This is a genomic window from Geomonas limicola, assembly GCF_014193675.1.
In the GTDB taxonomy this organism is placed as follows: domain Bacteria; phylum Desulfobacterota; class Desulfuromonadia; order Geobacterales; family Geobacteraceae; genus Geomonas; species Geomonas limicola.
Window position 1 is genome coordinate 71,268 of sequence record NZ_BLXZ01000004.1, and the last position, 14,322, is coordinate 85,589.

The 14,322-nt window shown below is 60.8% G+C and carries 14 protein-coding genes; 11 read left to right on the forward strand and 3 right to left on the reverse strand.

Features of this window, described 5'->3' with window-relative positions:
- Positions 1–114: 114 nt before the first annotated feature.
- From H7688_RS10705 to recQ, 10 genes are all read left to right on the forward strand, one after another.
- Positions 115–447, forward strand: a complete 333-nt coding sequence (locus tag H7688_RS10705) for a phosphoribosyl-ATP diphosphatase (protein ID WP_183361103.1) — start codon at positions 115–117, stop codon at positions 445–447.
- Between the two features lie 126 nt (positions 448–573).
- Positions 574–771, forward strand: a complete 198-nt coding sequence (rpsU, locus tag H7688_RS10710; RefSeq protein WP_183349251.1) for a 30S ribosomal protein S21 — start codon at positions 574–576, stop codon at positions 769–771.
- Between the two features lie 9 nt (positions 772–780).
- Entirely contained in the window at positions 781–1,224 is a 444-nt protein-coding gene (locus H7688_RS10715; RefSeq protein ID WP_183361104.1) for a GatB/YqeY domain-containing protein, read from the forward strand.
- A gap of 115 nt (positions 1,225–1,339) precedes the next feature.
- Positions 1,340–1,861 (forward strand): CvpA family protein, encoded by a 522-nt coding sequence (locus tag H7688_RS10720; protein ID WP_183361105.1) that lies wholly within the window; start codon positions 1,340–1,342, stop codon positions 1,859–1,861.
- Between the two features lie 18 nt (positions 1,862–1,879).
- Positions 1,880–3,655, forward strand: coding sequence for a DNA primase (gene dnaG, locus H7688_RS10725; RefSeq protein ID WP_183361106.1), 1,776 nt, complete (start codon positions 1,880–1,882; stop codon positions 3,653–3,655).
- Positions 3,656–3,683: 28 nt separating this feature from the next.
- Positions 3,684–5,438: an RNA polymerase sigma factor RpoD gene (rpoD, locus tag H7688_RS10730; protein WP_183361107.1), complete on the forward strand. Its 1,755-nt coding sequence runs from the start codon at positions 3,684–3,686 to the stop codon at positions 5,436–5,438.
- Between the two features lie 210 nt (positions 5,439–5,648).
- Entirely contained in the window at positions 5,649–6,329 is a 681-nt protein-coding gene (queC, locus tag H7688_RS10735; protein WP_183361108.1) for a 7-cyano-7-deazaguanine synthase QueC, read from the forward strand.
- Positions 6,330–6,440: 111 nt separating this feature from the next.
- Positions 6,441–7,208, forward strand: coding sequence for a GTP cyclohydrolase FolE2 (gene folE2, locus H7688_RS10740; RefSeq protein WP_183361490.1), 768 nt, complete (start codon positions 6,441–6,443; stop codon positions 7,206–7,208).
- Between the two features lie 124 nt (positions 7,209–7,332).
- Complete coding sequence (locus H7688_RS10745; RefSeq protein ID WP_183361109.1) at positions 7,333–8,010, forward strand: TIGR04282 family arsenosugar biosynthesis glycosyltransferase; 678 nt, start codon at positions 7,333–7,335, stop codon at positions 8,008–8,010.
- Positions 8,011–8,159: 149 nt separating this feature from the next.
- Positions 8,160–9,953: a DNA helicase RecQ gene (recQ, locus tag H7688_RS10750; protein ID WP_183361110.1), complete on the forward strand. Its 1,794-nt coding sequence runs from the start codon at positions 8,160–8,162 to the stop codon at positions 9,951–9,953.
- Between the two features lie 113 nt (positions 9,954–10,066).
- On the opposite strand, the gene ilvA is transcribed toward recQ, so the two are convergent.
- Genes ilvA through H7688_RS10765 form a run of 3 tightly spaced genes read right to left on the reverse strand, consistent with a single transcriptional unit; the run spans position 10,067 to position 13,094 of the window.
- Positions 10,067–11,275 carry a threonine ammonia-lyase gene (ilvA, locus tag H7688_RS10755; protein ID WP_183361111.1) on the reverse strand — a complete coding sequence of 403 codons (1,209 nt, stop codon included), beginning with the start codon at positions 11,273–11,275 and terminating at the stop codon, positions 10,067–10,069.
- A 21-nt stretch (positions 11,276–11,296) separates the two neighbouring features.
- Positions 11,297–12,292, reverse strand: coding sequence for a cation diffusion facilitator family transporter (locus H7688_RS10760; protein WP_183361112.1), 996 nt, complete (start codon positions 12,290–12,292; stop codon positions 11,297–11,299).
- 46 nt (positions 12,293–12,338) lie between these two features.
- Entirely contained in the window at positions 12,339–13,094 is a 756-nt protein-coding gene (locus tag H7688_RS10765; RefSeq protein ID WP_183361113.1) for a hypothetical protein, read from the reverse strand.
- Positions 13,095–13,245: 151 nt separating this feature from the next.
- On the opposite strand from H7688_RS10765, the gene trxB reads away from it, so the two are divergent.
- The gene (gene trxB, locus H7688_RS10770; RefSeq protein ID WP_183361114.1) at positions 13,246–14,196 is read left to right on the forward strand and encodes a thioredoxin-disulfide reductase; all 951 of its coding nucleotides are present in this window, start codon (positions 13,246–13,248) and stop codon (positions 14,194–14,196) included.
- Positions 14,197–14,322: the final 126 nt, after the last annotated feature.

The window sequence follows — 14,322 nt, forward strand, 5'->3', positions numbered from 1 at the left end:
CTCACCTCGACACTCCCCCGCCAGGAGGGAGGGGTAGCTTGTCCGAGTTAATAAAAGATCCAGAGTCACCCACCGTGCAGATGCCTGCACGAATCCCCGTGCAGGAGCTCCATCATGGAACAACCCACTGACGACATCATCTCCGCGGTCTACCGCGTCATCCAGGAACGCAAGGCAAACCCAACCGATTCCTCCTATACCGCGAGCCTCATGGCCAAGGGGGTCGACAAGATCCTCAAGAAGCTGGGCGAAGAGGCGACCGAGGTGGTCATTGCGGGCAAAGGTGGCAAGCGCGAGGAGATCGTCTACGAGACCGCCGACCTCATCTTCCACAACCTGGTGCTGCTCGGTTTCTACGACATTGACCCCGAAGAGGTCTTCAACGAGCTGCGTCGCCGCTTCGGCATGTCGGGGATCGAAGAGAAGGCTTCCCGCAAAGATAAGTAAGCTTCTGCATAGAAACTCATTGACAAATATCGTCACGATGCTATATTGCTCTTTCGTGAAAAACTCTGCCGGCCCCGATCTACCCACAAGTTATTAAATCCAAAGAAAGAAGGGGGGGGAATATGAATGCCGGGAGTAAAGGTAAAAGAAACTGAACCGTTTGAGCTTGCGCTCAAGAAGTTCAAAAAGCAGTGCGAGAAAGCCGGGATCCTTTCGGAAGTGCGCAAGCGTGAGCACTACGAAAAACCGAGCATCAAGAAGAAGAAAAAGGCCATCGCTGCTCGCAAGCGTGCTCTGAAGAAGCAGCGCAAGATGGTTGACTAAGAGGGAAGTATGCAACTGCGGGAGAGACTTACTGCAGCAATGAAGGAGGCGATGAAGAACCGTGACTCGTTACGGCTCTCCGCTATCCGCATGACGCTCTCCTCGGTGAAAAACCGCGACATCGAGCTTCGCCGCGAGATGAACGATCAGGAAATCACCGAAACCATCGTAACCCTCTGTAAACAGCGCAGGGAGTCCATCAGGCTTTTCAAAGAAGCTGGCAGGCAGGAGCTTGTGGATAAGGAGGAGGCGGAGCTTGCGCTCCTGCAGGAATTCCTCCCCCAGCAGCTGACTCGGGAAGAGCTGGAGGCCCTCGTGGCCCAGGCTATCTCGGAGACCTCCGCCACAAGCGGAAAAGACATGGGCAAGGTGATGAAACACCTACAGCCCCTGGTTTCCGGCCGCGCAGATGGCAAGCTGGTTAGCGAAGTTGTAAAGCAGAAACTCGCATGATGAACGCCCCCGGAACTGACATTCCGGGGGTTGTGCGGGTTCTTCGATGTATTGAGTGGGGGCGAATCTAGCGATTGCCCCTTCTTTTACTTTGTGGCAGCTACCAGGTGCGTGGATGATCCTTCTCGATATTCTTATCTGGGCAGTTTTGCTGTTTTTCGTAGCTAAGGGTTTCTCAAAAGGGCTAATTCGGGAGGCTTGCTCCCTGCTCGGCCTGGTTCTCGGTGGCTGGGCCGCCTTCAGGTATTACTCTTCTCTCAGCCAGGGGATCCGGGTACTCATAAATCTCCCGCCCCAGGTTGCGCAGCCGCTCGCGTTTCTACTCATCTTTCTGCTGCTTGGCATCCTCTTTTATTTCCTCGGTCATCTGCTCACGGTTATCTTCAAGATCATGCTCTTGGGCGGGATCAACAGGATCGGCGGTGTCGTGTTCGGCTTTCTGGAAGGGGGATTCATCGTCTGCATGGTGCTCTACCTGGCAAGCACGAAGCCGATGCCCGACAAGGTAAAGGTGGCGATCGCGAGATCGAAGACCGCGCAGGCCTTCTCCGCAACGGGAAGCAGCATCGCGGCAGGGTGGGAAGGGCCGGCGCGCAGGGAATTGTCTCGGATTGGTGCAGGAGTTGGCGCACAATAGCAGCAAGGATACTTTAACGTGTCGATGATACCGGACGACAAAGTCAGGGAGGTGCGGGAAAGGGCCTCCATATACGAGGTCATCTCCGGCTACATGAGCCTTAGGAAATCCGGGGCGAACTACCAGGGCATCTGTCCCTTTCACGGGGAGAAGACGGCATCCTTCAACGTGAACCCGGCACGGGGCATCTTTCACTGCTTCGGGTGCGGTGCAGGCGGCAACGTGGTCACCTTCGTGATGCGCATGGAGGGAATGAACTTCCCCCAGGCGGTCAAGTTTCTGGCCAAGCGCGTAGGTGTTGAGATCCCGGAGCGGCCGCTCACCCGCGAAGAGAAGCACAAACTCGACGAGCAGGAGATGCTCTACGAGATCAACGAAATCGCTGCACGGTTCTACCGCAGGGTGCTGGAGTCCGACGAGACCGGTGCCCTGGGGCGGCAGTACCTGGTGAAGCGCGGGGTCGACGACGACATCGCCGCCACCTACCGGATGGGGTTCGCCCCCGCAGGCTGGGACAACCTGGCGAAGCACCTGCAACGCAAGGGGATCGCGCTGGCCCAGGCAGAAAAGCTGGGGCTGTTGCGCAAGCGTGAGGGGCGGGACGGTTACTACGATACCTTCCGCAACCGTTTGCTCTTCACCATCGCCGACCTGCACGGCCGGGCCATCGGTTTCGGCGGCCGGGTGATGGACGATGCGCTCCCCAAGTACATCAACTCGCCGGAGTCGGCCATCTACCGCAAGAGCGAGGTGCTCTTCGGGCTCGACCTGGCCAAGAAGGGGATGCGGGAACAGGGGAGCGCCATCATCGTCGAGGGGTACTTCGACCACCTGGCGCTCTACCGGGCCGGATTCACCAACGTGGTGGCCACCTGCGGCACGGCCCTCACCCCGCAGCACCTGAAGCTTTTGAGGCGCTACGCCGAGAAGGTGTACATGCTCTTCGACGGCGACGAGGCGGGGCGCAAGGCGACGGTCCGCTCCATGGAGCTCTTCCTGGAGGAAGGGTTCCCGGCGCGGGTGATCGAGGTGCCCAAAGAGGACGACCCGGACACCTTCATCCGTCGCGAAGGGGCGGCCGGTTTCGCGCCGCTTCTGGAAAAGGCACTTCCCATCTTCCAGTTCTACTACCGCGGAGTGGCGGCCAGCATCGACACCGGGAGCGTGGAAGGGAAGGTGGCCTTCGTCAACGAAGTAGGGCCGCGTCTCGTTAAGATCCAGGATTCTCTGGAGCGCGGGCTCTACGAGCAGGAGATCTGCAAAGCGGCGGGGATCGATCTCGCCATGCTGCGCAAGAAGGTCGGCGGTCCGGTTCCCGCCGCACCCCAGGCGTCGTCCCAGCCCCGACCCAGGCCGCGGCCGGCACTGCGCCAGGGGCCGAGCACCGAAGAGGTGCTGCTTACCCTGATGGTGAAGTTCCCGGAGGTGGTCAACAAGGTCCGGGAAACCGGGCCCGAAGCTTTTTTCAGCGGCGGGCATCTGCGCGTTGCCCAGGCTGTCGCGGCGCAGTCCCTGAACGGCGACTTCGACCTCTCCACGGTGCTGGAGTCGCTCGAGTCCCCCGAGGAGCGCACCCGGCTTTCCGGGCTCTTCGTGCAGGACGACCATCTGGAGGATATCGATCCCCTGAAGGCCTTCGAACAGTGCCGCCAGACGCTGCAGCGCGGCGCCCTGAAGGGAGATGCCAAGGCCCTCAGGTTGGAACTCGCCCAGCTCGACCCGGATTCTCCCCGGTTTGCGGAGATACTCTTGGAGCTGGAAGCATTGCGTAATAAGAAATCGAAATTATTATAGTAGGCATCGTAGTCGCGGAGTGTGGTAAATGGCAAAGAAAAGCATGGATGAAGTGAAGCAGCTCATCGACCTCGGCAAAGAGAAGGGCTTTCTCACCTATGAGGAAGTCAACGACCTCTTGCCGCCCGATATCGTCTCGTCTGACCAGATCGACGATGTGATGAGCATGTTCGGAGATATGGACATCGAGATCGTGGACTCCGCCCAAAAGGTGAAGATCCCCAAGATCAAGATGGACCTCGAAGAGGACGAGGAGCACGAAGGGGAGCAGGAAGAGGTCGAGTTCGAACCTGGCACCCTCGGCCGCACCAGCGACCCGGTCCGCATGTACCTGCGCGAGATGGGCTCGGTATCCCTGCTGACCCGCGAGGGTGAGGTGGAGATCGCCAAGCGCATCGAGGTGGGCGAGCGGGACGTGGCAAGCGTCATCCTGAACACCCCGATTACCGTGAAGGAAGTGATCTCCCTGGGCGAGCGGCTCAGGAAGTTCCAGATCGGCGCCATCGAGATCAGCAAGGATGTCGAGGAAGAGGTCATCGAAGAGGGCGAAGAGGACGTACAGGCAACGCGCGTTCTCGGGATCATCGACGAGATCAAGGACATCGACACCCGCATGGAGGAGATCCAGACCGCGCTCGAGCAGTTGGCGGAGGGTCACAAGGACCGCGACGCCCTGCTGCAGGAGAACACCGAGCACAAGGTGAAGATGGCGGACCTCCTGAAGTCCCTGCGTCTCAAGGACCGTCACATCGAGAAGATCGCCCAGCGCCTGAAGGAGCTATCCTGCAAGGTCGACCTGGTGATGCAGGAGAGCTCCGAGGTCGAGAAGGAAACCGGCACCCAGATGGTTTCCTTCCTGAGCGGGTTTGACAGTCTCAAGGGTGGCAGCGAAGCCCAGTTCAAGAGCACGCTCAGCATGAGCCACGACGAGGCGCAAAAGCTCGAGAAGCGCTACCGCACCATCGAGAAGAAACTCACCAAGATCGAGCACGAGTCCGGTTTCAAGGCAAGCGAGCTGCACAACGCTCTCCTCGCCATCGAAGAAGGCGAAAGAAAGGCGAAGCTGGCCAAGAGCGAACTGGTCGAGGCGAACCTCCGTCTGGTAGTCTCCATCGCCAAGAAGTACACCAACCGCGGCCTGCAGTTCCTCGACCTGATCCAGGAAGGGAACATCGGCCTCATGAAGGCGGTGGACAAGTTCGAGTACCAGCGCGGCTACAAGTTCTCCACCTACGCCACCTGGTGGATCCGTCAGGCCATCACCCGCGCCATTGCGGACCAGGCCCGCACCATCAGGATCCCGGTGCACATGATCGAGACCATCAACAAGCTGATCCGCACCTCGCGTCAGCTGGTGCAGGAGATCGGTCGCGAGCCCTCCCCGGAGGAGATCGCCGAGCGCATGGCGTTGCCGCTTGACAAGGTCCGCAAGGTCCTGAAGATCGCCAAGGAGCCGATTTCCCTGGAGACCCCGATCGGCGAGGAAGAGGATTCCCACCTTGGGGACTTCATCGAGGACAAGGGCGTGGTTTCCCCCCTCGAAGCGGTCATCAAGGCGAACCTTTCCGAGCAGACCTCGCGCGTGCTTTCCACCCTCACCCCGCGTGAGGAGAAGGTCCTCAGGATGCGTTTCGGCATCGGCGAGAAGAGCGACCACACCCTCGAAGAGGTCGGACAGGATTTCGAGGTGACCCGCGAGCGTATCCGGCAGATCGAGGCCAAGGCGCTCAGGAAGCTGCGCCACCCGAGCCGGGCGAAGAAGCTGAAGAGCTTCGTAGAGTAAAGCCACCAGGGCCGCACCGGATTCCGGCGCGGCCCTTTTCTTTGAGACACAAAGCTTCAATTTTGCCACGGAGACACGGAGCACACGGAGAAGGCGAAAGCCTCGGCACGACCCAAGCTTTTGGGTTTTACCCTCAGTCTTGCAGTGGGTGTATCTCTCCGTGTTCTCCGTGCCTCCGTGGCGAAACCAGTTTTTTGAAGAGGTGAACAAATGCAGAAAAAAGCGGTAATCCTTTACAGCGGCGGGCTTGATTCCACCACCTGCCTGGCCATTGCCCGCGAACAGGGCTTCGAGCCCTACGCGATCAGCTTCCGGTACGGCCAGCGCCACTCCCACGAGATGGAGGTCGCCAAGCGCAACGCGCGTCCCATGGGCGCGGCCGATCACCTGGTGGTCGATTTCGACCTGAGAAAGATGGGAGGGAGTGCCCTCACCTCGGATCTCGCCGTCCCCAAGACCGGCGTCGAGGAGAACGAGATCCCGGTGACCTACGTGCCGGCCCGCAACACCATCTTCCTCTCCTTCGCCCTGGGCTGGGCCGAGGTGCTGGGTGCATTCGACATCTTCATCGGCGTGAATGCGCTCGACTACTCCGGCTACCCGGACTGCCGCCCAGAGTTCATCGAAGCCTATGAGAAGATGGCCAACCTGGCCACCAAGACGGGCGTCGAGGGGAGCAAGCTCACCATCCATACCCCGCTCATCAGCCTCACCAAGGCAGAAATCATCAAGAAGGGGCTATCGCTGGGTATCGATTACGCCCAGACCCACTCCTGCTACGATCCGGCCGAGGACGGCGCCGCCTGCGGCCTGTGCGACTCCTGCCGCCTGCGCCTGAAAGGGTTCGCCGAGGCGGGAGTGAGCGATCCGGCCCGGTACGTCAAGGGGTAGTATCCGATAGGCAACACAGACGAAGGTGGTAACGTGAACGATACGACTTCAGGAAATTCCCCGCAGGAAGCCTCCTGCTGCGCAACACAACCGAAGAACGCCAAGCACAAGCTGAGCGACGTCCAACTCACCCACGACACCCGCAACATCCCGATCAGCAAGGTTGGCGTGAAGGACATCTCCTATCCCATCGTGGTGATGGACAAGAACCGCTCCTTCCAGAACACCATCGCGCGCATCAACATGTACGTCGACCTGCCGCACCACTTCAAGGGGACCCACATGAGCCGTTTCGTGGAGATCCTCAACAAGTACCGGGAAGACATCGCGCTGGACAAGATGGAGACCATCCTGGCTTCCATGAAGCAGAAGCTGGGTGCCTCCAACGCCCACATGGAGCTCGAGTTCCCCTATTTCGTGGAAAAAGAGGCGCCGGTCTCCAAGGCTAAGAGCCTCATGGAGTACTCCTGCACCTTCAGCGCCTCGCTTTCTGACAAGTTCGACTTCGTGCTGGGGATCAAGGTGCCCGTGACGTCGCTCTGCCCCTGCAGCCGCGAGCTTTCCGCCTACGGTGCCCATAACCAGCGCTCGATCATGACGGTACAGGTCCGCTACAACGAGTTCATCTGGATCGAGGACCTCATCGAGCTCATCGAAGAGTGCGGTTCCTCACCGGTCTACTCGCTTTTGAAGCGCGAGGACGAAAAATTCGTCACCGAGCGGGCCTACGAAAATCCGCGGTTTGTCGAGGACATGGTGCGTGAGGCGACGGTGCGGCTGCTGGCCATGGACAACATCACCTGGTTCTCGGTCGAGGCCGAAAATTTCGAGTCGATCCACAAGCACTCGGCCTACGCCGCCATCGAACGGAGCAAGTAGTCCCACTTGTCGGACAAAGCCGGTCAATGCTTTGACTGTGGATAACTTTGTTGATAAATGGCAAAAATGTGGACAAAACTAGCTTTTAATCTTTCATTTACTCCTTTTAAATAGTGCGCTGCTAATGAAACCAGTACTGGCCGTATTCGCAAAAACCCCGCATCCTGGCAAGGTTAAGACCCGCCTGGCGCCCGCTCTCACCCCCGAGGAGGGGGCCGAACTCTACCACTGCATGCTCCAGGACACCATCGCCCGGATGCGCACCCTGGGCGTCGAAACGGTCATTTTTTACGATGGTGACGAAGAGTTCTTCCGGAATTTCCACCCGGGCCTCAGACTGATCCGACAGCACCAGGCGGGACTTGGCGAACGGCTGGAGGCCGCTTTCCGACAGCTGGAAGATCTGGGCTACCGGGAACGCGTGGTGATCGGCAGCGACGCTCCCGATCTGCCGCTGAGCTTCATCCGCGAGGCATTCGATTTTTTGGGGACGGGGAAAGATGTGGTCTTCGGGCCCGCCGAGGATGGTGGTTACTACCTCGTCGGTTTGAGCGGCGGGATGGCGGATCTGTTCCAGGATGTTCCCTGGTCCACCTCGGAAGTCCTCGCGGTAAGTTACCAGAAGGCGCAGCACGCCGAGTTTGCGGTGGAACTGATTTCCACCTGGTACGACATCGACAGCTACGAGGATCTGCTGCGTCCCGGGCTGTACGACCCCGAGAGCGGAGCAACCCTTACCCGGCGCTTCCTGCTGGAGCGCGGCATCGAACCCCTCGGCGCCGTAGCCTGCTCGTGCGGTTGAGTTGACATCCCGGGGATTCATGATTTCATGGTAACGTTTTCCATCCGGGCCGCGCGACATCACCCCGGGTGCACCCACTGACGCTGCAACACTGGTTTCCTCCACCGTTCCGTATCCAGGTTCCCCAACTCCAGCAAAACGGTTACCCCATGCCCGACACTCCCCACAGAATCCTCAATGAGGTCTTCGGCTTTAAAGCGTTCCGACCCTATCAGCGCGAGATTGTCGAGCACGTCATCGCGGGCGGTGACGCCTTCGTGCTGATGCCGACCGGTGGCGGGAAATCGCTCTGTTTCCAGGTCCCCGCGCTCTGCCTCCCGGGGACGGCGCTGGTAGTGTCACCCCTCATCTCGCTGATGAAGGACCAGGTGGACGCCCTGCGCGAGAACGGTGTCCCTGCCGGGTGCTACAACTCGGCCCTCACCGAGGCCGAGGCGCGCCGGGTGTTGGCCCAGCTGCATGCGGGCGAGCTGAAACTTCTCTACGTGGCACCCGAGCGGCTGTTGAGCGACGGTTTCATCGAGCGGATCAAGGAGCTTCCGATCTCGCTCTTCGCCATTGACGAGGCCCACTGCGTCTCCGCCTGGGGACACGACTTCCGCCCCGAGTATGCCCAGCTCGGTCTCTTACGCGAGATCTTTCCCCAGGTGCCGATGGTCGCGCTCACCGCGACCGCCGACAGCCAGACCAGAAACGACATCCTCTCCCAACTGGGTCTCTCCCAGGCGGCCTGCTACGTGGCCGGCTTCGATCGTCCGAACATCCGCTACAACGTGGTGGAGAAGCACAAGCCCTTCAACCAGTTGACGGCTTTTCTGGCCGGCAGAAAAGAGGAAGCCGGCATCGTCTACGCACTTTCCCGCAAGCGTGTCGAGGAGGTCGCCAAGAAGCTGGAAGCCAGCGGGATCAAGGCTGCCGCTTATCATGCGGGGCTCCCGGATCAGGTGCGACACCGGGTCCAGGATGCCTTCTTGAAGGACGACATCCGCGTCGTGGTAGCGACGGTCGCCTTCGGGATGGGGATCGACAAGTCCAACGTGCGGTTCGTGGTGCACTACGACATGCCCAAGAGCATCGAGAGCTACTACCAGGAAACCGGTCGCGCCGGGCGTGACGGGCTGCCGGCTGAGGCGCTGCTCCTCTTTGGGTATGGTGACATCGCCATCGCGCGCGGGCTCATCGAGAGCGGCAACAACGCGGAGCAGAACCGGATCGAGCTGCACAAGCTGAACTGCATGGCGGCCTTCGCCGAAGCGCAGACCTGCCGGCGTCGCGTGCTATTAGGGTACTTCGGTGACCGGCTGGAAAAGGATTGCGGCAACTGTGATATCTGCGAGAGCCCGCCGGAGCGCTTCGATGCGACCGAGAACGCGCGCAAGGCGCTCTCCTGCGTGTACCGGGTCGGCCAGCGCTTCGGGATGATGCACGTGATCGACGTGCTGCGCGGCTCCCAGAACCAACGGATTATCGAGCTCAAGCACGACAAGCTCACCACCTACGGGATCGGCAAGGATCTCTCTCAGGACGCCTGGAGCGGCCTGATCCGGCAGCTGGTGCACCTGGGGTATCTCGAGCAGGACCTGGCAAACTACTCCGTACTGCGGCTTACCGAGCGGGCGAGACCGCTTTTGAAGGGTGAGGAAAAGCTGGAGCTGGCGCGCCCCAGGGACAGCAGGGTCGTCGAGAAGAAGAGCACCAGCGCAAAAAAACCGGGCTACGATGGCGCCCTGTTCCAGGAACTCAGGGAACTCAGGAAGACGATCGCCGACGAGCAGCAGGTGCCCCCCTTTGTCGTCTTTGCCGATGCGACGCTCGCCGAGATGGCAGCCCAAAAGCCCAGAGACAAGTGGGAACTCTTGAAGATAACCGGCGTCGGCCAGCACAAGCTGGCCCGCTACGGCGACGCCTTCTTGCGGGTGATCAAGGAGCACAAGGAAGGGTAGGGGGGGTACCATCTCGGACTTACCTTGTGATCAAAAGAGCAAAGGGGGATCGGCAGCAAAGCCAGTCCCCCTTTTTCGTTCATTCATCTCATTGCCCTGCTTGAGCTGCGACCCTACCTAATCACCTCCAGCAGGTAGCCGCTCTTCTCCAGGTGTTTCACCACATCCTGGATATGCTCGGCGCCCCTGGTCTCCAGCTCCACCAGCACCTCGGTCTTGCCGATGGGGAGCGACTTTGAGCGGCGGTCGTGGGTGATGATCGAGATGTTGGCCCGCGCCTCCGCGATGACGGCGGAAAGCCGCGCCAGGGCCCCCGGCACGTCGTCCAGTTCGACCTTGAGCTTCAGGTAGCGCCCCGCTGCCAGGAGGCCGCGCTCCACCACCACCGCGATGGTCTTCACGTCGATGTTCCCGCCGGACAACACCGCCACGGTCTTCCCGGAGAGCCGCTTAACCCGGCCGTTCAACAGCGCGGCCAGGCCAACGGCACCGGCTCCCTCGACCATCAGCTTGTTGCGCTCCAGAAGCGACACGATGGCAAGGGCGATCTCCTCCTCGTCCACCAGCACCACCTCATCCACCAGCTCCTTCACCACCGGGAAGGTCTTATCCCCCACCGTCTTCACGGCGATACCGTCAGCCAGGCTCGCCATGATGGGGGCGGTGAGGATATGCCCCTTTTTCAGCGAAAGCTGCATCGACGGAGCGGCGGCCGACTCGACGCCGATGATGCGCACGTGCGGGTGGGTTTCCTTGATGGCGCGGGCGATGCCGGCAATGAGGCCACCGCCGCCGATGGGGACCAAAACGTTGGCCAAATCCGGCATGTCCTCCAGAAGTTCGAGCCCGATGGTCCCCTGGCCGGCCATGACGTGAGGGTCGTTGAACGGGTGCACGAAGAGTGCTCCGCTCGCCTCGGCCTCACGCAGCGCGGCAGCGCAGGCCTCGTCGAAATTCTTCCCCTCCAGCACCACGGTGGCCCCGTAATCCCGGGTGGCGAAAACCTTCTGGGGCGGCGTGCTCTCAGGCATGTACACCGTTGCCTTCACGCCAAGAAGGTCTGCCGAGAAGGCGACACCTTGCGCGTGGTTACCCGCCGAGGCGGTGATCACGCCGCCGCTCAGCGCCTGGCGGGGCTGCGAAGTCATGAAGTTGAGGGCGCCGCGGATCTTGAAGGCACCGGTGCGCTGCAGGTTTTCGCACTTGAAGTAGAGCGGCAGACCGAGTTGCTCGCTGAAGTGGTGGGCCTGGATCAGTTCCGTACGACGCACCCTTTTCTTGAGTCGATGAGCGGCGTCGAGGATCAGGTTGTAATCGAGCATGTGTTCCTTCCGGCGGGGTGGTTAATAGTCGTGGTGATGGTGGTCACCGGAGCAGCTGTGCCCATGCCGGTGTGCATGCGCGTGCCCGTGGGACGAGAAACGGGGCCGGTGGCGGAACTGTTTGGCGTGTCCGGTCTCGGTGGTGCAGCTGGTGCTCTCCACTTGCAGCGTGGTGTGCGAGATGTGGAAAAGCTCGAACAGGCGCTCCTCTATCTTGCGCAACAGGCCGCTGTGGTCGCCGCGGTAGCTTGCCGGGACCACCACGTGCCCGGACAACGCGTTGATGTGCGAGCAGATGGTCCAGATGTTGAGGTGATGCACCTCTTCGACCCCGTCCACCTCGCGGATGGCGGCGGCAACCTTGCTGATCTCCAGTCCCCGGGGCACCCCCTCGAGCAGGATGTGCACGGAATCGCGCACCACCCGCCAGGAACCCCAGAAAATCACGAAGCCGATACCGACCGAGATGATGGCGTCCAAAAGGTACCAGTCGGTAAAGTACATGATGATGCCGCCGGCGATGACGCCGACCGAGGCGGCTGCGTCCCCGATCATGTGCAAAAAGGCGCTGTGCACGTTGAGGTCGTCGTGGGAGTGCGAGTGCAGGGCTCCTGCGGCAAAGACGTTCATGGCCAGGCCCACTAAGGCGATGAGCATCATCGGGAAGCTCTTTACCTCTTCGGGGTGCTGGATGCGCCCCATGGCCTCGTAGCAGATGACCAGCGCGATGATGAACACGGTACTGCCGTTTATGAACGAGGCGAAGACCTCCATGCGGTGCCAACCGAAGGTGCGGGTGTCGGTCGCGGGGTAGGAGGAGAGCTTGATGGCCCCGAGCGAGAGCAGCAGCGCAAAGAGGTCGAGAAACACGTGGGCCGCATCCGAGAGCAGCGCCAGCGAGTTGGTCCACAGGCCGCCGATCACTTCCGCGATCAGCGTGGCGGCCGTGAGGAAGATGGCGAACTTGAACCGCCCGGCAATGCTCTGGTCCAGATGGGTCTCAGCGTGCGCGTGCATATGGTGCCTCAGGCGGCAGGGGAAAGCCCCCTGCCGGCGTACATTCCTAGAAGGTGAGGGCAGCCTTGAGCGAGTAGATCATCCGCTCCTGGTACTCGACCTCGGCGGTTACCCCGAAAAGCGGCAGGGGAGATATCTTGAGCCCTGCGAAGTAGCGCGGTTGCCAGAATTCCTCGGTCTTGAGCGGCACCCCACCCTGTAGCGTGGTGGAGAGCGACTGGAGCCTGCCGGCAGCCTTGCTGTTCACGTAGACTGCGCCGGCACCGAGGTACGGGGTCAGGATCAAGAGCCCCTTGCTGAGGGTCGCGTCGACGCCTGCCGTCTGCAGGTCAAGGTCATTGACCCCTGCAAGCTTCGTGTAGCTGCCGCGGATCCCGAGGGCGGGGGTGGCGGCAGTACCCTCGAGGAGGGCCTTGCTAACCTCGAAACCGTACAGCTTGATGTTGGAGTCCGGAACATAGGCATACATGGCGCCCACGTCGATACCCCAGAAGAGCCCTTTCCTGGCGCGCAGCTTGGGAAGCAGCAGGAACGAAGGGGCGTCGTTGCCGAAGGCCGCCCGCCAGTAGTCGGCGTCCTTTTTGATGTCGACCGCAGTGACCTCGACACCGATGTCGAAGCCGGTCAGGCCCAGCGGGTCGGCCGGAGCGGTGTTCTTGTAGGAAATCGCTGCACCGGCCTGCTGGCTCAGGCTCTTGAAAGCGCTCTGACCGATCCCTTGGGTGAAGCTGAGATCCCGTGCGAAAGCCCCGGTTGTTACGGTTAGAAACAGTGACAGGGCCATTATAATGATCTTCTTCACGTCCGTCCTCCGTTCTCATTGAAAAGTCCGACACGTTTTAATCTTAGCAGAGGCACCTTTTAGGGTCAATCACTTAGGGCCTCTGGCGCCTTGCAATTTTCTGCATATACTGTTAACCTTCCGGCCAAAGTCATGTTGGAGGGAAGCGCAAATGGAACCGATTCACCACCGTCTCATTATACTTGGATCCGGCCCGGCCGGTTATAGTGCAGCGATCTACGCGGCCCGTGCGAACCTGAATCCGGTGCTGATCACCGGTCTGCAGCAGGGTGGGCAGCTCATGCAAACGATGGAGGTGGACAACTGGCCCGGCGACCCTGACGGTGTGATGGGGGCCGACCTTATGGAGCGCATGAGGCGTCATGCTGAGCGCTTCGGCACCGAAATGATCTACGACCACATCCACACCGCACAGGTGAGGAAGCCCCCCTTCATCCTGGAAGGCGACAGCGGTATCTACAGCTGCGATGCGCTGATCATCGCCACCGGCGCCTCGGCCCGCTACCTGGGGCTCCCCTCCGAGCACGCCTTCAAGGGGAAAGGCGTTTCCGCCTGCGCCACCTGTGACGGGTTCTTCTACCGCGGCAAACCGGTTGCCGTTGTGGGCGGCGGCAGCACCGCTATCGAGGAGGCGCTCTACCTCGCCAACATCGCCAGCCACGTCACCGTGGTACACCGCAGGGACAAGTTCCGCGCCGAGAAGATCCTGGTGGACCGCCTGATCGAGAAGACCCAGACCGGCAAGGTCACCATCGAGTGGAACCAGACGCTCGAAGAGGTATTGGGCGACGAATCGGGAGTAACCGGCGTCCGTATCCGCCACAGCAGCGGCTCGGACAAGGTCATCCCGGTGCACGGCTGCTTCATCGCTATCGGTCACACTCCGAACACCGAGTTGTTCAAGGGGCAGCTGGACATGGAGGATGGCTACATCCGCACCAACGGCGGCTGCGACGGCGATGCCACCGCGACGAGCGTACCGGGAGTCTTCGCTGCCGGCGACGTGCAGGACCAACTCTACAAACAGGCCATCACCTCCGCCGGCACCGGTTGCATGGCGGCGCTCGATGCCGACCGCTACCTGGAGATGCTGAAGGACTAGAAGCAGGGACTAGGGACTTAAAGGCAGAGGCTAGGGACTAGGGACTAGGGATAGAGGCAAAGTTCCTGGTCCCTTGTTTTTTAAAGCTGGGGCTGGGGGCGAGAATCGGGCTGCACTTGCTACCGG